Source organism: Lentzea sokolovensis (assembly GCF_033949975.1).
Lineage (GTDB): Bacteria > Actinomycetota > Actinomycetes > Mycobacteriales > Pseudonocardiaceae > Lentzea > Lentzea sokolovensis.
Map to the genome: position 1 here is coordinate 76,879 of NZ_JAXAVU010000015.1, position 26,664 is coordinate 103,542.

Annotated in this window: 21 protein-coding genes; 10 read left to right on the forward strand and 11 right to left on the reverse strand. The window is 69.0% G+C overall.

The features are described from left to right. Position 1: 1 nt before the first annotated feature. On the reverse strand, positions 2-1,279 hold the full coding sequence (locus tag SK854_RS38755) for a sensor histidine kinase (RefSeq protein ID WP_319980125.1): 1,278 nt from the start codon (positions 1,277-1,279) through the stop codon (positions 2-4). Next, positions 1,276-1,944 carry a response regulator transcription factor gene (locus SK854_RS38760; RefSeq protein ID WP_319980126.1) on the reverse strand — a complete coding sequence of 223 codons (669 nt, stop codon included), beginning with the start codon at positions 1,942-1,944 and terminating at the stop codon, positions 1,276-1,278. The genes SK854_RS38755 and SK854_RS38760 overlap by 4 nt, the downstream gene beginning before the upstream one ends. An 80-nt stretch (positions 1,945-2,024) precedes the next feature. Between SK854_RS38760 and SK854_RS38765 the strand changes: the two genes are divergently transcribed. The 4 genes from SK854_RS38765 (at position 2,025) to SK854_RS38780 (ending at position 4,549) form a co-directional block, all read left to right on the forward strand. Then, on the forward strand, positions 2,025-2,594 hold the full coding sequence (locus SK854_RS38765) for a single stranded DNA-binding domain-containing protein (protein ID WP_319980127.1): 570 nt from the start codon (positions 2,025-2,027) through the stop codon (positions 2,592-2,594). Between the two features lie 43 nt (positions 2,595-2,637). Beyond that, entirely contained in the window at positions 2,638-3,090 is a 453-nt protein-coding gene (locus SK854_RS38770; protein ID WP_319980128.1) for a hypothetical protein, read from the forward strand. A gap of 220 nt (positions 3,091-3,310) precedes the next feature. Then, on the forward strand, positions 3,311-3,832 hold the full coding sequence (locus tag SK854_RS38775; protein ID WP_319980129.1) for an RICIN domain-containing protein: 522 nt from the start codon (positions 3,311-3,313) through the stop codon (positions 3,830-3,832). A 234-nt stretch (positions 3,833-4,066) separates the two neighbouring features. Then, on the forward strand, positions 4,067-4,549 hold the full coding sequence (locus tag SK854_RS38780; protein WP_319980130.1) for an RICIN domain-containing protein: 483 nt from the start codon (positions 4,067-4,069) through the stop codon (positions 4,547-4,549). A 53-nt stretch (positions 4,550-4,602) separates the two neighbouring features. Here SK854_RS38780 and SK854_RS38785 read toward each other — a convergent pair whose 3' ends face one another. From SK854_RS38785 to SK854_RS38795, 3 genes are all read right to left on the reverse strand, one after another. Then, on the reverse strand, positions 4,603-5,244 hold the full coding sequence (locus tag SK854_RS38785) for a hypothetical protein (protein ID WP_319980131.1): 642 nt from the start codon (positions 5,242-5,244) through the stop codon (positions 4,603-4,605). A 79-nt stretch (positions 5,245-5,323) separates the two neighbouring features. Beyond that, the gene (locus SK854_RS38790) at positions 5,324-6,367 is read right to left on the reverse strand and encodes a potassium channel family protein (protein WP_319980132.1); all 1,044 of its coding nucleotides are present in this window, start codon (positions 6,365-6,367) and stop codon (positions 5,324-5,326) included. Next, on the reverse strand, positions 6,364-7,788 hold the full coding sequence (locus tag SK854_RS38795; RefSeq protein WP_319980133.1) for a M20/M25/M40 family metallo-hydrolase: 1,425 nt from the start codon (positions 7,786-7,788) through the stop codon (positions 6,364-6,366). Before SK854_RS38795 ends, SK854_RS38790 begins: the two co-directional genes overlap by 4 nt. A gap of 62 nt (positions 7,789-7,850) precedes the next feature. On the opposite strand from SK854_RS38795, the gene SK854_RS38800 reads away from it, so the two are divergent. Together SK854_RS38800 and SK854_RS38805 are read left to right on the forward strand one after the other, a co-directional pair. Beyond that, a complete protein-coding gene (locus SK854_RS38800; RefSeq protein WP_319980134.1) occupies positions 7,851-8,231 on the forward strand; it encodes a DoxX family protein in 381 nt (126 codons plus the stop codon). A gap of 76 nt (positions 8,232-8,307) precedes the next feature. After that, positions 8,308-8,847, forward strand: a complete 540-nt coding sequence (locus SK854_RS38805; RefSeq protein WP_319980135.1) for a hypothetical protein — start codon at positions 8,308-8,310, stop codon at positions 8,845-8,847. 9 nt (positions 8,848-8,856) lie between these two features. Here SK854_RS38805 and SK854_RS38810 read toward each other — a convergent pair whose 3' ends face one another. Next, complete coding sequence (locus tag SK854_RS38810) at positions 8,857-12,216, reverse strand: ATP-dependent helicase (RefSeq protein ID WP_319980136.1); 3,360 nt, start codon at positions 12,214-12,216, stop codon at positions 8,857-8,859. Positions 12,217-12,313: 97 nt separating this feature from the next. After that, positions 12,314-15,451 (reverse strand): ATP-dependent helicase, encoded by a 3,138-nt coding sequence (locus SK854_RS38815; protein WP_319980137.1) that lies wholly within the window; start codon positions 15,449-15,451, stop codon positions 12,314-12,316. Between the two features lie 174 nt (positions 15,452-15,625). On the opposite strand from SK854_RS38815, the gene SK854_RS38820 reads away from it, so the two are divergent. Beyond that, the gene (locus SK854_RS38820) at positions 15,626-16,573 is read left to right on the forward strand and encodes a chitinase (RefSeq protein WP_319980138.1); all 948 of its coding nucleotides are present in this window, start codon (positions 15,626-15,628) and stop codon (positions 16,571-16,573) included. A gap of 46 nt (positions 16,574-16,619) precedes the next feature. On the opposite strand, the gene SK854_RS38825 is transcribed toward SK854_RS38820, so the two are convergent. Together SK854_RS38825 and SK854_RS38830 are read right to left on the reverse strand one after the other, a co-directional pair. Continuing rightward, positions 16,620-18,635 (reverse strand): putative bifunctional diguanylate cyclase/phosphodiesterase, encoded by a 2,016-nt coding sequence (locus SK854_RS38825; RefSeq protein ID WP_319980139.1) that lies wholly within the window; start codon positions 18,633-18,635, stop codon positions 16,620-16,622. Positions 18,636-18,846: 211 nt separating this feature from the next. Continuing rightward, a complete protein-coding gene (locus tag SK854_RS38830) occupies positions 18,847-19,704 on the reverse strand; it encodes an SAM-dependent methyltransferase (protein ID WP_319980140.1) in 858 nt (285 codons plus the stop codon). A 121-nt stretch (positions 19,705-19,825) separates the two neighbouring features. Here SK854_RS38830 and SK854_RS38835 point away from each other — a divergent pair, with 121 nt between their 5' ends. Both SK854_RS38835 and SK854_RS38840 read left to right on the forward strand, forming a co-directional pair. Further along, positions 19,826-21,139: a cytochrome P450 gene (locus SK854_RS38835; protein ID WP_319980141.1), complete on the forward strand. Its 1,314-nt coding sequence runs from the start codon at positions 19,826-19,828 to the stop codon at positions 21,137-21,139. 17 nt (positions 21,140-21,156) lie between these two features. Next, positions 21,157-22,155, forward strand: a complete 999-nt coding sequence (locus SK854_RS38840) for an alpha/beta hydrolase (protein ID WP_319980142.1) — start codon at positions 21,157-21,159, stop codon at positions 22,153-22,155. On the opposite strand, the gene SK854_RS38845 is transcribed toward SK854_RS38840, so the two are convergent. Beyond that, positions 22,152-24,164, reverse strand: a complete 2,013-nt coding sequence (locus SK854_RS38845) for a putative bifunctional diguanylate cyclase/phosphodiesterase (RefSeq protein WP_319980143.1) — start codon at positions 24,162-24,164, stop codon at positions 22,152-22,154. The genes SK854_RS38840 and SK854_RS38845 overlap by 4 nt on opposite strands. Before the next feature lie 174 nt (positions 24,165-24,338). Continuing rightward, positions 24,339-25,157, reverse strand: coding sequence for an SAM-dependent methyltransferase (locus tag SK854_RS38850; protein ID WP_319980144.1), 819 nt, complete (start codon positions 25,155-25,157; stop codon positions 24,339-24,341). 181 nt (positions 25,158-25,338) lie between these two features. Between SK854_RS38850 and SK854_RS38855 the strand changes: the two genes are divergently transcribed. Then, entirely contained in the window at positions 25,339-26,649 is a 1,311-nt protein-coding gene (locus SK854_RS38855; protein WP_319980145.1) for a cytochrome P450, read from the forward strand. Positions 26,650-26,664: the final 15 nt, after the last annotated feature.

Consider the following 26,664-nt stretch of genomic DNA (forward strand, 5'->3'; position numbering starts at 1 on the left):
ATCAAACGCGACTCGGCTCGGCGACTGGATTAACCGCGGGCAGCACCACGCGGAAAATCGCTCCCTGCTCGGACGGCTCACACGTCAGGTCACCGCCGTGCGCCCGAATCACCCCTCGGGCGATGGCCAGTCCCAGCCCGGACCCGCCCGAACGCCGGTCCCGCGCGTCGTCGAGCCGGACCAGCCGGTCGAAGATCCGTTCCCGTTCGGCCTCAGGTACTCCCGGCCCGTTGTCGGACACGGTGAACCCGGTCAGGTCGACCCGGATCCGGACGGTCCCCTGTGGACCGGTGGCCTGCCGGGCGTTGTCCACGAGGTTCGCCAGCACCTGCGCGAGTCGTTGCCCGTCACCGACCACGGCGACCGGGACCCCCTCGGCGGCGATGTCGAAGTCCGGTGCCACGAACCGGGTCCTGGCCACCTCGGCCTCGGCCAGTCCCAGCAGGTCCACCGACTCGCGCTGCATCTCGTACCCGGCGTCCAGCTGGGCCAGCGCGAGCAGGTCGTCGACCAGCCGCCCGGCCCTGCGTGCCTCTCTGACCAGCAGGAACGACATCTGGTCCCGGTCAGGCGAGTCCACCGGCGCCTGCACCAGCGCCTCGGCCACGGCCTGCACGCCGGTGATCGGCGTCCGCAGTTCGTGGGCGGCGTCGGCGACGAACCGCCGGGTCCGCTGCTCGGAGCCCTCCAGCGAGTCGAGCATCCCGTCGAACGCGGCCGCCGTCCGTCCCAGCTCGGTGTCGGTCCGCGAGGGGTTCAGCCGTCCGCCCCGATGGCCGTCGGCGATGGCCTGGGCGAGCGAGGTCATGGCGTCGAGGGGGGCCAGCGCCCGCCGCACCACCACGATGATCAGCAGGCCGGTGACGGCGATCGCCCCGAGCCCCAGCAGCACCAGCAGCTTCCGCAACCGGTGCTGCGCCTGCGAGATCGCCTCGGTGTCGGCGTAGAGGGTGACCTTGTTGCGGCCGACGTTGCGGACCTGGCGCGTGAACTGGCCCTCGTCGGGCGCGTTGCCGACGGTCGTGCCGTTGGGCAGTTCGATGGTGACGTGGACGTTCCGCTTCGTCAGCACGCCCACGACATCGGCCGGGCGCCTGCCGTTCTTCAGCATCTCCACCGCGCGCGTCTCGGTGTTGTTCAGCACGCCGTCGACGTCCTTGGAGGACTGCCCGGCGAACGTCCGGTCGACCGAGATCACCAGCGCCACCAGCACGAGGAACAGCACCAGCAGCACCGACACGGCTACGCGGCGGCGCAGCGAGACCGTGCGGAGGTTCATTCCTCGGCCCGCAGCACGTACCCAAGGCCGCGAACGGTGTGCACGAGCCTGGTGCCGTGCTCCTCGATCTTGCGGCGCACAGCGCTGACGTGGACCTCGACCAGGTTCGGGTCGTAGTCCTCGTAGCCCCACACGGCCGTGAGGATCTGCGTCTTGGACACCACGCGCCCGCGTTGCGCCGCCAGGTACACCAGCAGCCGCAGTTCGGTCGCGGTCAGTTCGATCGGCTGGTCGGCGCGCATCACGACACCCGCGTCGGCGTCCACGACCAGGTCGCCGACCTGCACGGTCGACGGTGTCCTGCCGAGCCGCCGCAGCACCGCCGACACCCGCGCCACGAGCTCTGCCAGCACGAACGGCTTGCCCACGTAGTCGTCGGCACCGCCGGAAAGCCCGCGCAGCCGGTCCGGCACTCCGTCGCGCGCGGTCAGCATGACCACACCGGCACCCGACGAACGGCGAATGACCTCCAGCAACTGGAAGCCGTCGCGGCCGGGCAGCATCACGTCGAGCACGACCAGGTCGGGACGGAAGCGGCCGAGATCGGTCTCCAGCTGACGCCCGTCCAGCCGGTGCTGCACCTCGTACCCGGACTCACGCAACGCGGAAGACACCGCGGCGCCGATCGCCTCGGCGTCCTCGATCACCAACACCCTGGCGGACACCCCACCATTCTGCTGATCATCGGGACTTCGGGCGACTCGCCTTCAGCTTGCGCTCAGATTGCACGCGCACCCTGGGGCGCATGTCGAAGAAATCAGCGTGGGCCGGCGCCATCGTCGCGGCTGTCGGCCTGACCGTCGGCGGCATTGCTGTCGCGACGGCGGCCGAGGGCCCGGACGGTCCGGCCGCGGCGTTCGCGGAACGCCACCCCGGAGGCCCCGGCAAGCCCGGCCGCGGGGACAAGACCAAGCTCAAGGACAGCACTCTGGTCGTCGGACGGGTCAAGTCGGTCGAGACCGGCAAGCTCACGATCACCAAGGACGACGGCAGCGAGGTGTCGTTGACCACTGACAGCGCGACGAAGCTGCGCGGTGGCGACCTCGCCGGACTCAAGGCCGACCAGCGCGTGACCGTGCGCGCGAAGGACGGCAAGGCGCTGAACGTGGCGCTGGCCAAGGCGCAGGTGCGCGGCACCGTCAAGGACGTCAACGGCAACAACGCCACGCTGGTGCAGGTCGACGGACTGCAGACGCCGCTCGACCTGTCGTCGGTGAGCGAGAAGCCGAAGAACGGTGACCTCGTCGCCGTCACCGGAACCGTGTCCGACGGCAAGACCGTCAAGGTCGACCAGCTGCGTCAGCTGCCGAAGTAAACCTGGGCTCCACGCGGGCCGCCGCGTCTGCGAACATCGCAGTGTGGCGGTTCCGCGAAGCCCGGACAGATGGGTGTTCATCCTGCTGGTCGTCGGACTGGTCGGGATCGGGGTCGCGGTCGCGCTTTTGGTGCCGGCCAGGGTGCTGGGCGCCGAGGAACCCCCTAGACCCGTGACCGCGACCGTCGTCGAAAGCGGCTCGTGCGGCCAGGGCATGGACACGGTCGAGTGGGATGCCGACGGCCAGAAGAAGCAGGCCAAGCTCGACGGCTGCGGTCACCGCAAGGGCGAGACAGTCGACATCATCAACACCGGCGGCGAGATGGTCTCCTCCGCCGCCTCCCTGCCCGTCGGACTTCCGGTCGGGCGCCGCCTCACCGCACTGTTGCTGTGCATGGCAGCGCTGGCGGGCGGCTTCTACGCTTTCCTGTTCCGCTACGCGCCTCTGCGCGCACCCGCGGTCATGCCCAGTCCCAGGCAGGAGTCAGTTTCTTAGCTCCATTCGGCCGCTTTCGGTCCATACGATTCCACAATATCGTGGTTGTCGGACCGGACATGGGGGCATCGAGGTCTGTTGGGGGTTGGGGAAACTGCGTAACGCGGCGCACAACTGCGCCCCCGTACGACGCTGAGCTGCTGTTACGACGGCCAATCAATTCTGTCGTCATGCTTTTTTCAGCCTGGGGGAATCTGTGAAGCGTACAAGAATTCGAGTGTTGATCGCTTTTTTCGGAGTGGCGCTCGCCATCCTCGGCGCCGTTCAGCCGGCCAGTGCGGAACCGGTGACTTCTTTGCCGGAGAAGGCTGATCCAGTGGGCGCGTTGGGCTGGGTCTTCAACGTCGGGCTCAAGAACAGCAACAGCGGCAAATGCGCGCTTGTCCGCGGTGTCGACAACCAGGCGCCTGCTGTTCAGTACACGTGCCTGGACTTCGCCGATCAGCGGTGGAACCTCATCGACGACAACGACGACCGGATCTTCCACCTGGTCAACCGGAACAGCGGCAAGTGCCTGCTCGTCCAGGGTTCCGCCAACGACGCACCCGTCGTCCAGTACCAGTGCCTGAACTTCGCCGACCAGTACTGGACGTTCCACTGGTACGACGACCAGAACGGCGGTCGGTACTGGATCCAGAACTTCAACAGCGGCAAGTGCCTGCTCGTTCGCGGGGGTAGCGACGGCACCCAGCTGGTGCAGACCGAGTGCGGCAGCTACGCGGATCAGTTGTGGAGCTTGTAGTGAGCCGGTGAGTCGCGTGCCCGCCTCGGCGCTCCCGAGGCGGGCACCGTCCGTCCCGCCTACTCCCCGCCGGGCGGGGTCACCTTCTTGACGCCCGGTCGATTAGTTCGTTCGGTCTATTTCACGGCCGCCGTTTCGGTGTTCGAAATTTCGCCGACAACGCCTGCCTTAGCCCTGGGGGAATCAGTGAAGCGTGCAAGATCTCGAATCACGGCTGCATTTTTTGGCACACTCATGCTGACCGGCATCATTTCGCCTGCCAGTGCAGCACCGACACCCGCGTCGCCTGTGATCTCCAGCATGCCGGAGGTGGGCACTTCGGCGGTCTTCAACGACTACAGGATCCGAAACCTGAACAGCGGAAAGTGCCTCCTGGTCAGGGGCGGGGCCGACAACACCCAGGTCGTTCAGAACACCTGCCTGGACTTCGCCGACCAGAAATGGGTGCTCGAGTACAAGGGCTCCTTCGCCCGCATCCGCAACATGAACAGCGGAAAGTGCCTGCTCGTCCGCGGCCTGGAAGACAACACACCCGTCGTCCAGAACACCTGCCTGGACTTCGCCGACCAGTACTGGAACTTGAGCGATTACGGCACCGGCCTCCTGTGGATTCAGAACGTGAACAGCGGAAAGTGCCTGCTCGTCCGCGGCGGTAATGACAACGCTCCGCTGGTGCAGTCCGCTTGTGGCCAATTCCCGGACCAGGCCTGGTACTAGTGGATCAGGTGTCCGGCCCCAGATCTCGCCGGGGCGGGACATCGCCTCGCCGCCTACTCCTCGCCGAGCGGAGCCGACTTCCTGACGTCCGCGAGGATGCCGACCACGTCGCACGCCATGGCGGCCACGTCGTCGATCTGCTCGGCGAGGTCCATGTCGGTGAAGGTGAAGCAGGCGACGCCGTCGGCGATGTCGACGGCGGGCGGCTCGTACGACCTGAGCTGGGCGAGGACCTTCCGCTCGACGTCTCCCGACACGAGAGGCGCCAGGCTTCCCAGGATCCCGTAGCGCCTGGGACCCTGGATCGGGTTCAGCTGCAGGTCTCCCGCCAGTTCCGGCGCGTCCACCGCCACCACGAGGCCCGGGACGACGGCCCACCTGGTCGGGACGCCTTGATAGGTCCCGGCGACCCTCGACGAGGCGAAGACGGCGACACGCACGGCCCGCCCGTCGTGTGTTCCCGCCACCGCCGCGTGCCGCGTCCGGTCCACCTCTCCCATCCGCCCCGCCGGCACGTCCTCGTCGTCGGCGAGCCGCCGCCACCGGAAACTGCCCGCCTGGCGCCGGAGCGCGCCTGCGCCGACCGAGAGCGAGCGGGCCTGTGCGTTCTCCTGCCCGACGTTGACGATCGACGCCACGATGATCGCGATCAACACGATGGCCCCGATCACCATCAGGACCTGCGGCAGACCCATGCGTCCTCCGAGGAACGTTCGCCGGCACGGCTCCCCGTCGCGGGGAGCCCCTCATTGGACTACACGGCGTGCGTCGTTATCACTCCCCGCCGGGCGGGGTCACCTTCTTGACGTAGAGCAGCCGGTCACCCGGCTCGATCGCGTCCGCCTCGGGAGCGTCCACCCGGTAGAGCGTCTTGCCCCGCACCACACCGAGCACGATGTCGGACAGGTGCCGCGGCGACCCGCCGATCTCGCTCTTCTCGACGTCGCGCTCGGCGATCGCGAGGCCCGCGTCGGGCGTGAGCAGGTCCTCGACCATCGCCACGACGGACGGTGTCGCGGTGGCCATGCCGAGCAGGCGACCGGCCGTCTCCGACGAGACGACCACCGAGTCGGCGCCGGACTGCTTGAGCAGGTGCTCGTTCTCGCGTTCCCGCACCGACGCCACGATCTGCGCCTTGGGGGCGAGTTCGCGGGCCGTCAACGTCACCAGCACCGCCGTGTCGTCCCGGTTCGGGGCGACGACGATCGCGCGCGCACGGGCCGCACCGGCGACCCTCAGCACGTCGTTGCGAGTACCAGACCCATGCACGGTCACGAGCCCAATGGCGGACGCCGCGTCGAGCGACTCCTGCACCGTGTCGACGACGACGATCGAGCCGGGCTCGGTCCCGTCACCGAGCAACGCGGCGACCGCTGAACGTCCCTTCGTGCCGTAACCGACGACCACCACGTGGTCCCGCACAACCCGCCTCCACTTTTGAATGCGCAACGCCTGACGGGAGCGCTCGGTGAGAACTTCGAGTGTCGTGCCGACCAGCACGATCAGGAACAGGACCCGCAACGGCGTGATGACCAGGACGTTGACCAGCCGCGCCGACGACGACGCGGGCGTGATGTCGCCGTAACCGGTCGTCGAGAGAGACACCGTCGCGTAGTAGAACGCGTCGAGCATCGACACGCCGTCCTCGTTGACGTCGCGGTAGCCGTCGCGATCCAAGTAGACGATCAGCACCGCGAGCAGCAACGCCGCCATCGCTCCCACGACGCGCTTGAGGATCGCGCGGGCAGGGCTCTGCGCCTGGTCCGGCATCCTGATCACGCCGACGAGCGAGTGCGACGCTTCCTCAGACAGGCTCATCGGGACAACCTCTTCGCGATTTCTGCTTTCGCAAGCATCCGCCACAGGTGAGCGGCCGCCTCCGCGCCTTTGAGGAGCAACGGCACCACTACGCGCTCGTTCGGCGCGTGGACGCGATCATCCGGCAAGGTCGCGCCGAGGTAGACGAGGGGCACCCCGAGGCGCTCCCGCAGCACCGCGGCAGGTCCCGATCCACCGGCCCGCGCGAACCGCACGGGCTGGTCGAAGGCGAGCTCCATGGCCTCCTTGACCGCCTCGTTCGCCGGGTCGTCCGGGCTGATCGCGTACGGCGGGACGCCCTCGCCGCGGAAGGTGACCTCGGCCGTGATGCCGTTCGGCGTGTGCCGGGCGACGAACCGCTCGAGCTGTTCCGCGACCTTGTCCGGCCGCTGGTCGGGCACGAGCCGGAAGCTGATCTTCGCCGTGGCGGACGCCGGGACGATCGTCTTCAGGCCGGGACCGGTGTAGCCGCCGCTGATGCCGTTGATCTCGGCGGTGGGCCGCACCCAGATCCGTTCGAACGTGCTGTAGCCGGTCTCACCGTGCGTCGCCTGGGCGCCGCCTCCGTTGTGCGCCAGCCACTTCCGCTCGTCGAACGGCAGCGCCGCGTAGTCCTCGCGTTCCCGCACGGTCGGTTCCCGGACGTCGTCGTAGAAGCCTTCGAGCTGGATCCGGTTGTCGTCGTCGTGCAGCGCGGCGACGAGTTTCGCGAGCGCCGTCGCCGGGTTCGGAATCGCGCCGCCGGCACGCCCGGAATGGACGTCGTCGGTGCCGCCGAAGAACGTGATCTCACCGCCGAGAACACCCCGTTGCCCGGTGTTGACCGTCGGTGCGTCGCGTTCGTGCAATGCCGTGTCGGTGAACACCACAAGATCACATTCGAGTTCGTCGTGGTGATCTTCGAGCAGCTTTCGCAGATGCGGCGAACCCGATTCCTCCTCGCCTTCGACGAAGAGTTTCAGCGTGACGCTCGGCGCATTCTGTCCGGTGGCGGCCAGATGTGCTTTCACCGCGAGCAGGTGCATCGCGACCTGACCCTTGTCGTCGCTCGCGCCCCGCCCCCTGATCTCGTCGCCGCTGATCACGGGCTCGAACGGCGGATGCTCCCAGCGTTCGATCGGGTCGACCGGCTGCACGTCGTGGTGTCCGTAAACGAGCACTGTCGGCGCTTCCGGATCCGCCGCGGGCCAGCACGCGAACACGGCGGGAAGCGCCGGTCCGTCACCCCAGATCGCGACCTCCGGCCACCCGTCGCCGCGAAGCTCGCCAGCGAGCCATTCGGCAGATCTCCGCACGTCAACGTGATGCCGGGGATCCACCCCGATGCTCGGAATCGTGATCCAGTCGCAGAGCCCGGCGACGAAGGAATCGGTCAGCGCGGCGACAGCGGCGCGTTCGGAATGACGAGAATCACCTGCCACGCCCGTGGAGAATAGGCCAGCCCCACCTCGCCTACGCGGCGTAGGCATGACAGGGTGACTGCATGGAACCAACCCGTTCCCGAGCGCGGTCGGCGCTGGCGCTCGCCGCACTGCTAGGCCTGGCCGGAGCGACCCACTTCAGCAGGCCGAAGTACTACGACGCGATCGTCCCCCGCTCGTTGCCCGGCACCCCGCGGCAGTGGACGTACGCGTCCGGCGTGGCCGAACTCGCCGTGGCAGCGGCCGTGGCCACCCCCCGAACGCGCCGTCTGGGCGGCTTCGCTGCCGTCGCGCTGTTCGTGGCCGTGTTTCCGGCGAACGTGAAAATGGCTCTCGATTTCCGGGACAAATCACCCAAAGCCCGTGCCATCGCCTACGGCCGCCTGCCGCTGCAGATCCCGCTCGTCGCATGGGCGTGGAAAGTGGCCAAAGGCTCACCATGACCACCCTGGGTAATCCTTAACCAAGTGTCCCGCAAACGCTGTCATTTTCCGCGCGAGGAACCTTAGGATGCGCCCTGTGCAATCGCTCCTTGAACGCGCCGCAACCGCGCTCGGCTGGGACGGAGTCGTCGTACCCGACGTCGCCGTGCTGGGCCAGCAGGTGTCCGCGGTGGTGCGTTTGCTGCCCGAAGTGCACGAGTGGAGAACCGCGAACGGCTGGCCCCCGAGAGCCGACCCGTCGTGGTTCCGCTCGTGGTTCGAGCCGGACGCACACGACCGCCTCCCGGTGGCCGCGGTGGAACTGGTCGGCGTCCTGGTGAGCGAGTCCACCACGGACCGCGCCCTCCAGTCGTGCGGCACCCTCCTGACCCTGGCCCCGTGCGCGGTGATGCTCCCCCGCACCGAAGAGTCCCAGGCCTGGTCGTACATCGAACTCGACTACTACGGCATCGGCGTCGTGGTCGGCGACGACACCACAGCCGACCTCATGGTGCCGCCGGAGGACCGCTCGCCGGAGTTCGGGCCGTCGCTGTTCGGGAGGTGGCTGCTCGAGGTGCTGTACGAGCGGGTGCTGAAGGCGTCGCACGCGCCGGCCGGCAGCAGTCCTCAGGCCTGACGCGCCAGATCACGACTCCACGGACCTGATCAGGTCCTTCAGGCCCTGCTCCTCCAGCAGATCCGCCGGCCGCACCGTGTGGTCGTGCCGCACGTAGTGGAAAGCCGCCCGCACCTGTTCCAGCGGGGCTCCGACCAGAGCGGCCCAGGCCAGCCGGTACGCCGCGAGCTGCACCGAGAGTGCGGGCAGGGCGTCGGAGTCCGGGACGGCGCCGGTCTTCCAGTCGACGACGGTCCAGCCGTCCGGGTCGCGGTAGACGGCGTCCATGCGGCCGCGGACCGAGATGCCGTCGAACTCCGCCTCGAACGGCACCTCGACGTCGTGCGGGGTGCGGTCTGCCCAGGCGCTGGCCAGGAACGACTCCTTCAACCTCTCCAGATCCGCGTCCGGGGCCGCGTCGGCGTCGCCCGCGCCGGGGAGTTCGTCGATGTCGAGCAGGCGGGTGGCTCCGAAGCGGTTCTCCAGCCACGTGTGGAAGGCGGTGCCCCGGCGGGCCAGCGGGTTCGGCGGGAACGGGAGCGGGCGGCGCAGGCGGCGGGCCAGCAGGTCCGGGTCCTTCGCGAGCTCCACCAGCTGGGAGACGGAGAGGTGATCCGGGAGGGCCACCTGCTCGCGGCGGTTCTGCGAGGCCGCGCGTTCGGCCAGCAGCACGTCCACGTCGCGGGCCCAGCCTTCCGGGTCCGCGTCCACGGGCATTTCCGGGTCGTCCGGGACCACGTCGTCGGGGAGTGGTTCCGGCTCCGGCGGGAAGTCGTCGTCCGGGGGCTCGTCGGTGGGCGGCGGGTAGTCCTCGTCCAGGACCTCGGCGGCGGGCTCGTCGAAGATCAGCGGCAGGGGGGCCGGCGGGGCGTTGCGCAGGGCGTCCAGGGCCGAGAGGACCATCGTCGCGCCTTCGACCACTGCGTCGCGGCGTTTGCCCAAGGGGTCGGCCGGCCACTGCGAGGTCTTGACGTCCTCGGCCAGCGGGTTCGGGGTGTCGGCGTCGGGCTCCGGGGTCCAGACGGAGATGTCGCCGGGCGCGGTGTCGCGTTGCAGGACCTCGTGCATCTCCTGCAGGAACACCGACGGGCCCTTCGGCTTGTCTCCGGCCTCCGCCCACCAGTGGCCCGACATCAGCAGGCTGTGCTCGGCTCGCGTCACGCCCACGTAGAAGAGACGGCGTTCCTCGACCAGGCGGCGTTCCTCGAACTCCTCCGCGTGGATCGTCAGCGCCTCGTCGACCTCCTTGCGGTTGTAGCCGGCGGACAGCTTCAACGTGGGCAGGTCGGCCGAGTCGCCGCGCAGTGGAGCAGGGAGTTCGGTCACGGACTTGAGCCAGCACGAGGACTTCTTGCGGCCCGGGAACACGTCGCGGACCAGGTGCGGCAGCGCGACGATCCGCCACTCCAGGCCCTTCGCCGAGTGGACGGTCAGGATCTGCACCCGGTCCTCGGAGACCTCCACCTCGCCGGGCTCCAGGCCGTCCTCCGCGTGTTCGGCCGTGTAGAGGTAGTCGAGCAACGACGGGAGCGTCGCGGACGGGGAGGCGGCGGCGAAGTCCGTCACGACGTCGGAGAACGCGTCCAGGTGCGCCCGGCCGACCATGCCGGGGCGCGACATCGACTCGATGTCCAGCAGCAGCGTGCGTTCCACGTCAGCGACCAGTTCGGACAGCGGTTGGTCGAGCCTGCGCCGCAACGTCGCGAGCTCGCCGCCGAACCGCCGGATGCGCCGGTAGCCGTCGGTGGAGTAGGCGTCGGGGTCGCCGGGATCGTCGAGGGCGTCGGCGAGGCCGGCCTGTTCGGCGTGTTCGCCGGGCAACGCGTCCGCCAGGACCAGCAGCGGGTCGTCCACAACGGACTGTCGCGGTGCGACGCCCGCCAGTTCACGGGCCCGCGACCACAACGCGGCCAGGTCGACGGCCGCCAACCGCCAGCGCGAACCGGTCAGCAGGCGGGCGGCCGCGGTGCCTGCCAAGGGATCGACGAGCACTCGCAGAGCGGACACCAGGTCGCGCACCTCGGGCTCGTCCAGCAGGCCGCCGAGGCCGACGACCTCGACCGGCAGGCCGCGTTCGCGCAGGGCCGCGGCGATGGCGGCCATGTCCGAACGGCGGCGCACCAGCACGGCGGCGGTCGGCGGGACGCCCTCGGCGTCGAGGTGCGCTTCCCACTGCGCGGCGACGTTGTCCGCCATCCAGTCGAGCTCGGCGCGGATGTCGGTGTGCAGGGCGAGCCGGACGTCGCCGGCACCCGCGCCCGGCCGCGCGCGCAGCTCCTCGACGTCCAGACCGGCCTCGCGCAGCGGCAGTGACACGGCGTTCGCCAGTTCCAGCACCTCGGGCGGGTTGCGGAAACTGGTCAGCAGCCCGAACTTCCGCGTCGGCGGGAAGTCGTCGGCGAAGCGCGGCAGGTTCGCCGCGGACGCCCCGCGCCAGCCGTAGATGGCCTGCGCCGGGTCGCCCACCGACGTCACCGGCATCGGCTCGCCCTCGCCGAACAACGACCGCAGCAGCACGCGCTGCGCGTGCCCGGTGTCCTGGTACTCGTCCAGCAGAACCGCGCCGTAGCGCTCGCGTTCACCGGCGGACACCTCGTCGAACGAGGCCAGCTGCGCCGCCAGCGACATCTGGTCCGCGAAGTCCAAAGCGGCCTCTTTGCGCTTGCGCTGCTGGTACGCGTCCAGCAACGGCAGCATCGCGATCCGCAACCGTTGCGCCGCAACGATTTCCTTCAGCTTCTCCGGCAGCGCCTCCCGCTGGCGAGGTGCGCGCGGCGCGTTCTCGATCAACGCGCACAGCTCCAGAGCGTGCGCCTGCAACGCCTCGGGCGTCACCAGGTGCTCGCCCAGCTCACCGGCCAGCGACAGCAGGTATCCGGTGACCGTCGCCGGCACCTTGTCCGTGTCCAGGTCCTTGGCCCACGTCGACACGACCCGGTGCGCGAGCTGCCACGACGCCGTCTGCGTCAGCAGCCGCACGCCGGGCTCCACCGGCAACCGCAGCCCGTGCTCGGTCACCAGGCGCCCCGCGTAGGCGTGGTAGGTCAGCACGACGGGCTCGCCGGTCAGCACGGCCATCTTGCGCTCGCCGCTGGGATCGAGTTCGTCCAACAGGGACGATCCCGCGAGTCTGCGCAGCCGGGCACGCACGCGGTCCGCGAGCTGGCGCGCGGCCTTGCGCGTGAACGTCAGGCCGAGCACGCGATCGGGCAGCACGAGCCCGTTCGCGACCAGCCACACCACACGCGCGGCCATGGTCTCGGTCTTGCCCGCTCCGGCGCCCGCGATCACCAGCGCGGGCTGCGCGGGTGCGGCGATCACCTCGGCCTGCTCGGGTGTCGGCTTGTTCAGCCCGAGCGCCTCCGCGATCTCAAACGGGCTGACGGTCACCAGTACATCTTCCTACCCAGGCCGAACGTGTCCGCACCACCCGGGACGGTGTGTTCGCCGACAGTTCGAGAACGAGAAACGCGCAGGTCAACAGTACTTACTCACTGACCTGCCGCCCGGAGGGGTGGACCGGGCACGTCGTGCGCGCCGGGCAACGATCGCAGTCCGCGTTCTCCCGAGCCGTGTACTGCGGTCCGAGCACCGACTCCGCGGCACCCTGCACGACCTCCAGCCACGCCCGCACGCCCTGTTCGTCCAGCGGCGCCTGGGTGCGTTCGACAGCTCCTGTCTTCTTGTCCTCCTTCGCCACGTAGAGCAGGCGGGCACCGCCTGGCTCGGTTCCGAGTCCGATGTGGGTGAAGCCGCCCAGCGAGGACGCCAGCTGGTAGACGGCCAGCTGCGGGTGTTCCTGCGACGCCTCCCGCGACACCGGGCTCTTGCCGGTCTTGAGGTCGATCACGACGGGGCGGCCGTCCTCGTCGTGTTCGAGACGGTCGACCCGGCCCCTGACCTGCAACCACGGCCCGCCGTCGCGCTTGGGCACCTCGACGACCATCTCCTCCTCGACGGCGACCTGCGTGAGCTGGCTGCGGCTCATGGTCAGCCACGCGAGGAACGTGTCGAGCATCTTCTCCACCCGCTGGCGTTCGCGGCGGGAGAACCACGGGGCGCCCGCGTCCACCGCGGCCCACGCCTCGTCCAGCTTCACCCGCAACTGCGCGGAGTCCGCTCCCGAGGCCGCGGCCTGCGCCAGCGCGTGCACCAGCGTGCCGGTGACCGAGGCGAGCTCGGCCGGGTCCTGGCCGCCGTGCCGCTCCACGACCCAGCGCAACGGGCACTTCGTGATCACCTCGATGGTCGACGGCGTCACGCTGACCTTCTGATCCTCCGTCCACAGTGGAGCGTCGACGGACACCTCCGCCAGGCCGTACCAGGACTCCGGGTGCGCGCCGGGCACGCCGGCCTCGGCCAGCCGGGCCAGCTGTTCAGCGGCACGCGAACGGCGATCAGGGTCCTCGGTGTCCGAACACACCACCCGGCGCAGCTCACCGACCAGTTCGCCCAGCACCAGACCGCGCTGCGGACGGTGCAGCTTCCGTTCGTCCTCAGCGGACGACTCGATCTCGTCCAGGAACCGCGACGGCTGCTCGTCCTCGCCCCGAACGGCGCTGATCAGCAGCTTCGACCGGGCCCGCGAGGCCGCGACCAGCAGCAGCCTGCGTTCCTCCGCCAGGATCGGCGCCACCGCCGACACCGAGGGTTCCAGCCCCGCCAGCACGTCCACCATGCGTTCGACGCCGAGTACGGTGCCGCGCAGCCGCAGGTCCGGCCAGCTGCCCTCCTGCACGCCGGGCACCGCGACGACCTCCCACTCGCGCCCGGCCGCCGAGTGCGCCGTCAGCACGGACACCGCCTCCCCGGTCGGGGCGGAGGCGGCCAGCGTGTCGCCGACGATCCGCTGGGACTCCAGGTAGTCCGCGAACCCGGCGACGCCCGAACCCGGCAGCCGGTCGACGTACTTCGCGGCCGCCTCGAACAACGCCACGATCGCGTCGAGGTCGCGGTCGGCCTGCATGCCCGGCATGCCGCGCCGGGCCGACTGCGCCACCCACCGGTCCTGCAGTCCGGTCGCCGTCCACAGGTCCCACAGCACGACCTCGACGGACTTCCCCGCCTCGATCGCCTTGCGCGCCAACGCGAGCAGGTGCCCGATTCGCCGCGCGGGCAACGACTCCGCGTCCTCCAGCGCCGCCAGCCGGTCCGCGGTCTCCACGACCTCGACCAGCAGGTCGCCGCTCGGTCTGTCCCCGCCCGCCGCCATCTCCAGCCGCCGCAGGCCACGCCGCAACCGCCGCAGTGCCAACGGATCCGCACCGCCGTAGGACGACGACAGCAACATGGCCGCCGTGTCCTCGTCCATCGTTCCGGGCGCGGCCGCGGCACGAATCAAGGCGAGCAACGGACGCACGGAAGGCTGTTGCGCCAACGGCAACTCGTCCGACGCCACGGACACCGGCACACCGGCGGCGAGCAAAGCCCGTTGCAGCACCGGCAAGGACAACGTCGCCGACCGCACCACCACGGCCATCTGCGACCACGGCACCTCGTCGGCCAGGTGCGAGCGCCGCAACTGGTCCGCCACCCACGTCGCCTCCTGCGCGGCCGACGCGAGCAACCGCACCTGCACGGACCCCTCGCCCTCGACCGGATCCACCAGGCGCGACGGAGAAGCACCGGGCAGCCGCGCCGCGAGCCGGGCCACCGCGTCCCTGACCTCGGGCATCATCCGGTGCGACTGCCGCAGCACGACGGTCTCGCCGTCGACGTCGCGCAGGATCTCCGGGTCGGCGCCGCGGAACGTGAAGATCGCCTGGTCCGGATCACCGGCCAGCACGAACCGCGCCGCCCCCGACCCGAGCGAGCGGATCAGCGAGTACTGCATCGGATCGAGGTGTTGCGCATCGTCGACCAGCAGATACCGCACGCGCCGCCGTTCACCGAACAGCAGGTCCTCGTCGTTCACGAACGCCGCGTAGGCCGACGACACCAGCTCGGCCGCGTCGTAGGCGGGGGCGTACGCCGTCGCGGAGTCCATGCCGGACAGCAGGTTCACCGCCTCGTACTGCGCCCCGAACCGCCCGGCGGCCACCCACTCGTCCCGCCCGTGCTGCTCACCGAGCTCGATCAGGTCCTCCGGGCCGAGACCGCGTTCCGCCGCGCGCAACAGCAGGTCCCGCAGCTCGTGCGCGAACCCCGGCAGCTCCAGGGCCGGCCGCAACCGCTCCGGCCACTTCAACGCGCCCAGTTCGACGTCACCGGCGAGCAGTTCGCGCACCATCGCGTCCTGGTCCGGCCCGGACAGCAACCGCGGCGGCGGCTCGTCGAGCAGCACCGCCTGGTTGCGCAGCACCGCGAACGCGTAGGAGTGCACGGTCCGCACCAACGGCTCGCGAATCGCCGACAGACGCCCCGTCAGCAGCTGCGTGATCTGCGCGCGCAACGCCACCGACGCGCGCCTGTTCGCCGTCAGCACGAGGACGTTCTCGGGATCGGCCCCGTGCTCCAGCACGACGTGCGCGGCCAGTTCGGCGAGCAGCGTCGTCTTGCCGGTGCCGGGGCCGCCGAGCACCCGGACGAAGCCCTCGCGCTCGAAGACCCGCTGGGCAGCGGCGTCCCACCGGGGACGCGGGCGCGTCTCCGGCTTCCTGCGGACCAGCTGGGGTGGAAGTGCCACGACTCGATTGCACCACGCGGCACCGACAAGATCGTCAAAGGCCGCCCGACGGGCCGGCGGCGATTTCGTCTACCTTCTTGACAGATAGTTGTGGTCTAGTCCATTTTTGAAGACGTTGTGAGCCCCCTCACTGCCAGCTCCGCCGCCCTGGACCGAGCAGTCTTTGGAGGACTGATGAAGCGGTTCCTCGTCGGCGCTGTCGCTGCCACGTGCGCGGCGATCATGCTGCCCACGACCGCACAGGCGGCCGTCAACCCCGTGCTCGCGGCCCCGTACCTCTACCAGTGGGGCGGTCAGCCCAATCCCGCCACGGTGATGCAGCAGACGGGCATCAGGTCGTTCACCCTCGCGTTCATCCTGAGCGACGGCACCTGCAACCCGAAGTGGGACGGCAGCCGTTCGCTGACCGGGTCGGACAAGACTCTGATCAACTCGATCCGCGCGGCGGGCGGTGACGCGGTGCCGTCGATCGGCGGCTGGTCCGGCAACAAGCTCGGCCAGTTCTGCAGCTCCGCGAGCGCACTGGCCGGCGCCTATCAGAAGGTGATCGACGCCTACGCGCTCAAGGCGATCGACATCGACATCGAGGCGGCCGAGTTCGAGAACAACACCACGCAGGACCGGGTGCTCGGCGCGCTGAAGATCATCAAGCAGAACAACCCCGGCGTGAAGACGGTCATCACCATGCCGACCGACCGCACCGGCCCGAACTCCTGGGGCAAGCGCCTGATCACGCGGGCCAAGGAGCTCAGCGCGCCGATCGACACGTGGGCCGTCATGCCGTTCGACTGGGGTAGCGGCGGCGACATGTTCGCCTACACCAAGAGCGCCGTCGACGGCCTGAAGAACCACGTCAAGTCGACGTTCGGTCTGACGGACGACGCGGCGTACCGGCGCAGCGGCCTGTCGTCGATGAACGGCAAGACCGACACCGGCGAGACCGTCACCCCGCAGAACTTCCGCGACATCGTGGGCTGGGCGAACTCCAAGCACCTGTCGCGCGTCTCGTTCTGGGCCGTGAACCGGGACCGCGGTAACTGCGGGGCAATGAGCTCCTCATGCAGCGGCATCAACCAGCAGACCTACGAATTCACCAAGGCGCTGGCCGGTTTCACTGGTTAGACCACGAACTCCTCCGGTGGCCGGACGTGACCCCGACCCCGTCCGGTCACCGGAGATCCAGCTTCTCCAGGAACTCACCGGGCTCACGAGCCGGCCCGAAGTGGTCGCCGGTAGCGAAGTCCGCACCGGCGTCACGCCACCACGCGGCCAGTTCGGCGCTGTCGATCCCCTCCACGGCGACCGCCACGCCCCGCTCCCGCAGCAACGGCAGCAGCGCGGCGACGTACTCGGACCTGCTCTCCACCAGTCCGCGCGCCACCCGCACGGCGCGCAGCGGCATGTCGGCGGCGAGCAGGCCGAAGTCCAGCGGCCCCATGCCGAAGTCGTCGATCGCCGTCAGGACGCCCATGCGCGCCAGCACAGCGACGTTGTCCGCGGCGTCGGCCCAGGCCAGCACCGCGCCCGGCACGCTGATCATCAGCTTCTCGCCGGGCATCCCGACCTGGTCGAGCGCCTCCACCACCCGTGAGACCAGGTCCGCGTCGGACGCCTGATGCGCGGTGAGCCGCACGGCCAGCGGCTTGTCGAACTGCCCGCGCTGCCGCCACCACGTCGACTGTCCGACGGCGACCTGCATCAGCCACCCGCCGAGCGGCAGGATCAGCCCGGTCTGCTCGGCGAGCTCAGCGCATCGGTCGTGGCCGAGCACGCCGGATCCCGGCCTGTCCCAGCTCAACTCCGCCTCGACGCCGACGGCCGAACCGTCCGTCAGCCGGACGATCGGCTGGTACCGCACGGTGATCTCGCCGTTCTCCCACGCGGCCGGCATCTCCACGGCCAGCGCGTCGTCGCGGCGTTCCTCGCCGTCCTGACCGGCGTGGAACAACTCCCACTGCCCGCGCCTGCCCTTCTTGGCCCTGCGCAACGACCGTTCCGCCGCGCGCAGCACGTCGAGCGGTTCCACGTCGCTGCCCGGCCGGTGCACGACGCCCGCGCTGACCGACGCCGACACCCCGTGGCCTTCCACGAAGGTCGGTTCGAGCGCCAGGTCGTCGTTGATGCTCCTCATGATCGCGTCGATGCTCGGCGTGGTCGCGGTGTTCTCCACGAGGACGCCGAACTCGTCGCCGCCGAACCTGGCGATCATGACCTTCTCGCCCGCCAGCAACGCCTGCAGCCGTTGCGCCACGTGCTGCAGGAACCGTTCGACGACCCGGCCGCCGAAGGTGTCGCGCAGCATGCCGAACGCGTCGAGGTCGATGTGGAAGACCGTGATGCCGTGCTCGGAATCGTTCTTGCGCAGCGCGATCTCCAGCTGCGTGGTGAAGAACTGGCGATTCGGCAGCCCGGTCAGCGCGTCGTGCAGCGACTGCCGCTTGAGCTCGCTCTGCAGCAACGCCAGTTCGGTGCCGTCCTCGACCACCACGACGAAGTGCATCGGCTCGTCGTCGGCACCGCGCAGCAGCGACGCCGTCAGCGTGACCCGCGCGGACTCGCCGTCCTTGCGCAGCAACCGTTGCGACTGCCGGACGCGGTCGACGGCACCGGCGCCGAGCTCGGTCATCGCCTCCCGCAGCATCTCGGTGAAGGCGGGCTCGATCAGGTCGAGCAGCGGCACGCCGGTGAGCTCGTCCGAGGTGTGCCCGAGGATCTGGCCGATGGCCGCGTTCACCTTCAGCAGGCGCCCGTCGAGGTCGACGATCAGCACGCCGTTGGTGGACGACGTGACCACCTCGTTGAACCGGGCCTCGCTCTCCTTGAGGTTCCAGTTCGCGTCGCGGACCGCCTTGAGCAACGAGCGCTGCATGCTCTCCTGCTGCGCGAGCACCGACTCGGCGTTGGCCGCGGTGAAGCCGGCGCCGAGCGCGCCCATCGCGAGCGCGATCCGTTCCGCGTAGTGCTGCACCGGCTGGAACTCCGGCAGCGCCAGCAGCCCCTTGCCGAGCACCTCGCTCGTGCAGCGCAGCCCGAACTTCCCGAGGTGACCGAGCGTCGCCAAATCGGCGCCGGCGGCCTCGATCGGGGTAGTCACGAACGGTTCTTCGTGCAACATCGCGCACAACGCGTCCAGGCGGATGCGCAGTTCCTCGTCCAGGTCTTCGCGTCCCAGCGGAATCGCCACCGCACTGAGCAGGCGATACGACCATTTCCGGGCAAGCGTCATCCGCGCCCGCGCATTGTCCTGCGGCGAGGGCGTTACATCAGATATTCGACCCGGGTTGGACATTCGAGGACAGCCTCGCAATGACTCAGAAGGTCCCGGCAGTTTACCCACGCACAGTCGGTCACACCTCAACCGGCCGTGTGAATCAACTTCACACCATCGATAATCGTTATGGCTTCCGACCGATGCCGGCGAACGCGATCCTGTTCACCGCCGGATCGTCCGAGATGTCACCGGGACCGGCAGGTCGCCATTCGGCGTACTTGACCAGTCCGGGCTCGACCAGTTCGAAATCACCGAAGAAGCTCTCGACCTCGTCGCGGTCGCGATAGGTGACGGCGCCGCCGCCCGACTTGCTCATCCTGTCGGTCACAGCCCTGGCCTCGTCGTTGACGTGGTCGCCCGCCATGTGCGAGATCGCGAGGAAGCTCCCGCTGGGCAGGGCCTCCCGGTAGCGCTTGAGCAGGCTCTGCGGGTCCGCCTCGTCCGGCACCCAGTGCACCATGAACAGCATCAGCAGGCCGACCGGCTGGTCGAGGTCGAGCAGCCGGTTCAGCTCACCGCTGTTCAGGATGCTCTCCGGATCACGCATGTCCGCCTGCAGCACGCCGACCCGGTCGTTGCCCGCGACGATCAGCTCGCCGTGCGCGACCGCGACGGGATCGCGGTCCACGTACAGGACCCGGCACTCGGGCGCCTCCTCCTGCGCGACCTCGTGCACGTTGGCCACGGTCGGGATGCCCGAGCCGATGTCCAGGAACTGCCGCACGCCCTGATCGGTCATGAAGCGCACGGCACGGCGCAGGAAGGCCCGGTTGAGCCTGGCCGCGCTGCGGGAGTGCGGCATCATCTGCTCGGCCTTGTCCCCCATGACGCGGTCGACCGCGAAGTTGTGCGCGCCCCCGAGCAGGTAGTCGTAGACCCGCGCCGCACTGGGCACGGAAACATCCACGCTCTGTGGAATCCAGTTCTGCTCGCCGGACACGCTGACCACCTCTTCAGGTTGCGGACGCACTAGCTTAGTCATGCACAAAGCGCACTCGACTACGCCGCAAGTGTGAACGCATGCCACCCGATCGGGCACTGTCACTCTGCCCCGAACGACTCATAGGGTGGCTCGATCTCTTTCCGCCTCGCGAGGAGCGATGATGTCCGTCCCGGTGGCACCCGGCAGGCTGCCATTTCTCGGGCACTCGTTGCCTATGCTCAGGAAAAGATTCGCATTCACCAGGAATCTGCGAGGTCAGGGTGATCTCGTCGAAGTCCGCTTAGGGCCGATGCGGGCCTATTTCGTCGCGAGCCCGAAGTTGACGCATCAGGTGCTGGTCACGGACGCGCCGAAGTTCCACAAAGGCCGGATGTACGACAAGTTCCGCGCGTTCGTCGGCAACGGACTGGCGGTGTCGAGCGGGTCCTTCCACCTGCGCCAGCGCCGGATGATGCAGCCGGCGTTCCACCGCGACCGGATCGCGGGCTACGCGAAGATCATGTCCCGCGCGGCACTCGACCTGCTGGACGACTGGCGGCCAGGCGAGGTGCGGCAGCTGGAAGCGGACATGCAGGGCCTCGCCGTCACGATCGTCGGCGAGTCGCTGTTCTCCACGGAGATCGGCAAGAAGGCGATCGCCGAGGCCCGCCGGTCGGTCTTCGTGATCATCAAGAACGGGATCCTGCGCGCACTCTCACCGGGGTTCGTCGAGAAGCTGCCCATCCCGGCCAACCGCGAGTTCGACGAGGCCATCGCCCGGATGCGCGCGATCGTGCACGAGGTCATCGCGAGCCGGCGAGACGACGACACAGACCACGGCGACCTCCTCACGATGCTGCTGGCCGCCAGGGATCCCGAGACCGGCGAACCGATGACCGACGAGCAGGTCTTCGACGAGGTCGTCACGCTGCTGACCGCCGGCATCGAGACCACCGCGCTGGCACTGGCCTGGATCTTCCACGAGATCGCCGCCAACCCCGAGGTCGAACAGCGGGTGATGGCGGAGATCGACGACGTGCTGGCCGGGCGTCCAGTCACCATCGACGACGTGCCGAGGCTGACGTACATCGGTCAGGTGGCGCACGAGGTTCTGCGCAAGTACCCGCTCTGGCTCGTCATGCGCCGCACGGCCGAGGAGGTCGAACTCGGCGGCGCCGTCCTGGCGCCGGGCACCGAGGTGATCCTCAGCCCGTACACGATGCACCACGACCCGGAGCACTTCCCGGACCCCGAGCGCTTCGACCCGGACCGCTGGACGCCCGAGCGCGCCGCGTTGCTGCCGAAGGGCGCGTACGTCCCGTTCGGCGGCGGCGTCCACCAGTGCATCGGAAACCACTTCGCGCTGACCGAGATCGCCATCGTGGTGGCGACGGTCTGCTCGCGCTACCGGCTGGTCCCCGACCGGCCCGTGCGCACCACGTTCACCAATGCGGCCTACCCCAACGACCTGATGATGAAGGTCGTCCCCCGCTAGCTGGAGGTTGTTCCCCCATGCGTTTCCGTCGGCTCTGTGCCGCCGTGCTGCTCGCCGCGTTCATACCGGTACCCACGCCGGCGAGCGCCGCGCAGACAACTTGCGAGGACGTGTACACGCCCGTTCAGTTCGGGCTCATCCGGCAGACGATGTACGGCAGGCTCTGCGTTCCGCAGGGAGCCACGACCGTTCAGGTGCTCGTGCCCGGCGGCACGTACACCGGCGGGTACTGGGACATCCCGGTGAACGGCGAGACCCGTTCGGTCACGCGGGCGATGAACGGCGCGGGCATCGCGACCATGGTCGTGGACCGGATCGGCTCCGGTAAGAGCACGAAGCCGCTCAGCATCCTGGTCGACGTCCCGAACCAGGCCGAAGCGGTGCACCAGGTCATCCAGAACCTGCGTCCGCGGTTCACCAAGGTGCTCGTGGGCGGGCACTCGATCGGCTCGGCCATCGCGATGGTCGAGGCGGGCAGGTACCGCGACGTCGACGGCGTCCTGGTCACCGGCATGACGCACCAGTGGGACTACGTCAGGGCCGTGCCCGCGCTGACCAACCTGATCCCCGCGCCGCTCGACTCGAAGCTGAGCCTGCGCGGCCTCGACGTCGGCTACCTGACCACGGTGCCGGGAAGCCGCTACACCATGTTCCACGCGCCGGGCCCGAACGTGCCCGCGGTGGTGGACCTCGACGAGGCCACGAAGGACGTCGTCTCGGCCGGTGAGTTCGTCACCACCGCCCTGATGTCCAACCTCGTGCTGCCCGTGAGCGCCCTCATCACCGTGCCGGTGATGACCATCCAGACCTCGGCCGACTACTTCTGCGGCACCCCGCCGCTCGGCGCCGACTGCTCGTCGTCGGACGCCCTGGTCAGGTCCGAGAAGCCGTTCTACCCCAAGGCATCGCGAGTGGACGGCTTCGTCGTCAACGGGTACGGGCACGTCTTCAACTTCGACACCGAGACCGCCGCGCGCTACCACGACGCCGTGGTCGCGTGGCAGCGCACGATCTAGCTCAACTTCTGCAGGAACTCTCCCGCGTCGAGCGGGGAACCGAGGTGGGCGCCGGTCGCGAGATCGGCGCCCATTTCCGTCCACCACTGGGCTTGTTCGGCGGTCTCGATGCCGTCGACGCAGATCTTCACGCCGAGTTCGCGCACGGCCGGGACCAGTGCGGCGGAACGAGGATCCTGTCGCCGCACCAGGTCGCGCGGCACGAGCACGGACACCACGGGCAGTTCCGAGAGCCAGGCGAGATCACGCGGCCCGAGCCCGAAGTCGTCGAGCGCGATCCGCACTCCCATGTCCGCGAGCGTGCTCAGGCTGTCCGCCGCGTCGGCCACACCCAGCACGCCGACCGGCATGCTCAGGGTCATCCTGCCGCGCGGCATCCCGGTCTCCTCCAGCACCTTCGCCACCCGTGACACCAGGTCCGCGTCGGTCGACTGGTGGTGCGTGAGCCGCACGCCGAACTGCTGGTCGAGCTCGCCGCGCTGGCGCCACCACTGCGCCTGGCCGGCCGCGATCCTGATCAGCCACTCGCCCATCGGCAGGATGAGCCCGCTGTCGTCCGCGAGCGCGGCGCAGCGGTCGGACAGATCCCAGTGCAGCAACGCCTCGACGCCGGCCAGGTCGCCGGTCGCCAGCTCACGAACGGGCTGGTAGACCACGCCGATGTCGCCCTGTTCCCACGCTCCCGGCATCACCACGGCCAGTGCGGCGTCGCGTCGTCCGTCCGCGTCCTCGCTGGTGTGGAACAACTCCCACTGCCCGCGGCGGTCGCGCTTGGCCTGCCGCAACGCCAGATCGGCCGTGCGCAGCAGTTCCACCGGGTCGACGTCGGGCAACGGCCGGTGCACCACGCCCGCGCTCACCGACACCGCCAGGCCGTGACCGTCCACATAGGTCGGTTCGCCCAGGTCGGCGTTGATGGCCGCCATCGTGGTCGCGATGTCCGGTGTCAGAGCGGTGTTCTCCACGACGACGCCGAACTCGTCGCCGTCGAACCGCGCGATCATGGTCTGCTCGTGCGACAGCACGGCCCGCAGCCTGCGCGCGACGTGCTGGAGCAGGTGTTCGCCGACCCGTGCGCCGAGGCTGTTGCAGACCAGGCCGAACGCGTCGAGGTCGAGGTGCAGGATGGTCACGCCGAACTCGGGATCGGCCCTGCGCAGCACGGTTTCCAGGTGGGTGGTGAAGAACTGCCTGTTCGGCAGTCCCGTCAGCACGTCGTGCAGGGACTGGCGGCGCAGTTCTCCCTGCAGCAGCGCCAGTTCCGTGTCGTCGTCCGCCATCACCAGGACGTGGCTGGGCTTGCCCTCGTCGTCCCGCAGCAGCGACGCCGTGAGCGTCACCTTGGCGAACTCGCCGTCACCGCGCACGAGGTGCATCGGTTCCCGCTCGAACTCGTCGCGTTCGGAGAGAACCCGTTCCATCATCTCGCGGAACACGATGATCGACGTCGGCGCGATGAGCTCGACGAGACGGGTGCCCGGCTCCGGCGGACGTCCGATGATCACCGCGATCGAGTCGTTGCCCCACGCGAGGCGCCCGTCGAGGCCGACGATCAGGACGCCGTTGGTGGACGAGGACGCGATGCCCTCGAACTTCGCCTCGCTCTGGCGCTGATCTCGTTGCGCGTCATGGGCGGCCTTGAGCAGCGAGCGCTGCATGCTCTCCTGCTGGTCCAGGATCGCGCGTGCTCGCGCCGCGGTGAAGCCGCACGTCAGCGCACCGATGCCGCCAACGACGCGGACGGTGTGCTGGTCGCTCGCGGCGAACTCCTCCAGCGCCAGCAAGCCTTTGCCGAGGACGTCGACGGTGCGCTTGAGGCCGGGCTCGTTCACGTACCCGAGAGCGACGAGCCGCTCGCCCATCTCCTCGAACGGAGCGGGGTCGAACGGTTCGCTGTGCAGCGCCGCGCACAATGCGTCGAGCTGGGCGCCCAGTTCGGCGTCCAGCTCCTCCCTGCTCAGCGCGACTACTACGACGCTGCTGAGCAGGTAGCTCCACTTGCGCGACAAGGCTTCTCGCGCTCGGACGGCGGCGGTGTCCGCTGGTGGAGCGGCATCGGGTCTTCGGCTTGGATTCGTCATTCCCGTTGCCCTGTATGGGTTGGAGAGTGTCCGGCAGTTTACCCACCGGCAGTCGGCGCCCATTGCGCCAACCGTGTGATCCTCCGACACTACAGCGTGGTTTCAGTCCTTACGACCGACCCCAGCGTACAAGAACATGTTCATCGACGCCTCGTCAGCGAAATCCCCAGGTCCGTCCGGGCGCCACTCCCCGCAGCCGACCAGACCGGGCTCTACCAGGGAAAACCCGTCGAACAACGCGCTGACCTGCACGTGCGTGCGCATGTGCATCTGGTCGGCGCTCTTGCTGCGATTCACCACCGCGGCGGCCTGGTCGACGTTGTCGTCGATCTGGTCCCTCGCCACGTGCGTCATCACCAGGAAGCTACCGGCGGGCAGCGCGTCGCGGTAGTGGGCCACGAGCTTCTCCGGGCCGTCCTCGTCGGGCACCCAGTGCATCATGAGCAGCATCAACAGGCCGACAGGTTCGTCGAGGCGCAGCAGCTGCTTCACCCTGGGACTCGACAGCACCATCTCCGGGTCGCGCATGTCGGCGTGCACGATGGCGGCGTTTTCGTTGTCGGACAACATCAGTTGACTGTGCGCGACGGCGACGGGGTCCTTGTCGACGTAGACGACGCGCGCGGCCGGGTCGCGTTCCTGCGCGACCTCGTGCACGTTCGCGACGGTCGGGATGCCGGAACCGATGTCGAGGAACTGGCGAACTCCCTGGTCCATCAGGAAGTTCACCGCGCGGCCGAGGAACCGCCGGTTGAGTCTGGCGACGCTGGGCAGGCCTGGCACCAGCTTCTCGATCTGACCTCCGACCTGCCGGTCGGCGGCGAAGTTGTGGGCACCTCCGAGGATGTAGTCGTAGACGCGGGCCATGCTCGGGACGTTCGTGTCGATGCCGAGCGGCACCCAGTTCTGGGTTTCTGCCACGGTGAACACCTCTTCGGTCGTTCGTGGCGGTGCGGGATGACGCACGAGCTTAGTCACCCGAGCGGTGTCCGCGCTGAACCATCAGAGTGATGGGGAACCACCCGTTCAGGCACTGTCGTCTTCCCCCAAACGGCTCCTAGGGTGGTCCGTCCCCATTCGGCCCAACTCCTCAGGAGTCCGAATGCCCGTCCCGGTGGCTCCTCGCCGCTGGCCGTTGCTCGGGCACACGCCGTCCATGCTCGCCCACCGCGCCAAGTTCACCGACGCGTTGCACGAACAAGGCGACGTGGTGCGTCTCGACCTCGGCCCACTGCACGCGCACTTCGTCACGAGTCCTTCGCTGACTCACGAAGTGCTTGTGTCGCAAGGATCGAAGTTCCGCAAGGGCGCCATGTTCGACAAGTTCCAGCCATATCTCGGGACGGGCCTGCTGCTGTCGAACGGCGAGTACCACCTGCGCCAACGCCGGATGATGCAGCCGGCCTTCCATCGGGAACGGATTGAAGCGTATGCCTCGACGATGGCTCGTGCTGCTGCTTCGCTGGCTGCGCGCTGGCAGCCAGGCGAGATCCGCACCATCGAGAACGACATGCAGGAGCTCGCGGTCACCATCGTCGGCGAGACGCTCTTCTCGACGGAGATCGGCAAACGAGCGGTCGCGGAGGTCCGCCGGTCCATCTTCACGGTCATCCAGCAGGGCATGATCCGCGCGCTGTCCCCCGCTTTCGTCGAGAAACTCCCCCTTCCGGGCAACAGGGAGTTCGACGCGGCCATCGCCCGCATGAAAGCCGTTGTGCTGCAGGTGATCGAGAGCTGGCGCGCGGACGGCACCGACAACGGCGACGTCCTCTCCATGCTGCTGCTCGCCGAAGAAGACGGCACCCGCATGACCGATCAGCAGACCTACGACGAGGTCCTGACCCTGCTGACCGCGGGCATCGAGACCACCGCGATCGCTCTGGCCTGGGCTTTGTACGAGGTCGGCAACGACCAGGAGATCGAACGCAGGCTGCACGCCGAGATCGACGAGGTCGTGGGCGACCGCCCGGTGACGTTCGCCGACGTCCGATCTCTGCACTACACGACCCAGATCGTGCAGGAAACGCTGAGGAAGTACCCGATCTGGTTCGTGATGCGCCGAACGCTGACCGACGTCCAACTCGGCGACGTGTCGTTACCCGCGGGTGCCGAGGTGATCGTCAGCCCACACGCACTGCACCACGACGAGCGTTACTTCCCGTCCCCGGAACGCTTCTGGCCCGACCGCTGGACTCCGGAGTTCGCCGCCGCCCTCCCGCGCGGCGCGTTCATCCCGTTCGGCGGCGGCAACCGCCAGTGCCTCGGCAACACCTTCGCCCAGACCGAGATCGTCATCACCCTCGCGACCATCGCGGCACGCTGGCGACTGGTCCCGACCCGTCCGGCGCGCGTGAAGTTCACGTCCGCGCCGTACCCCAACGGCCTGCTCATGAAAGCCGTCCCCCGCAACTAGCCGGAAGGTAGTTCT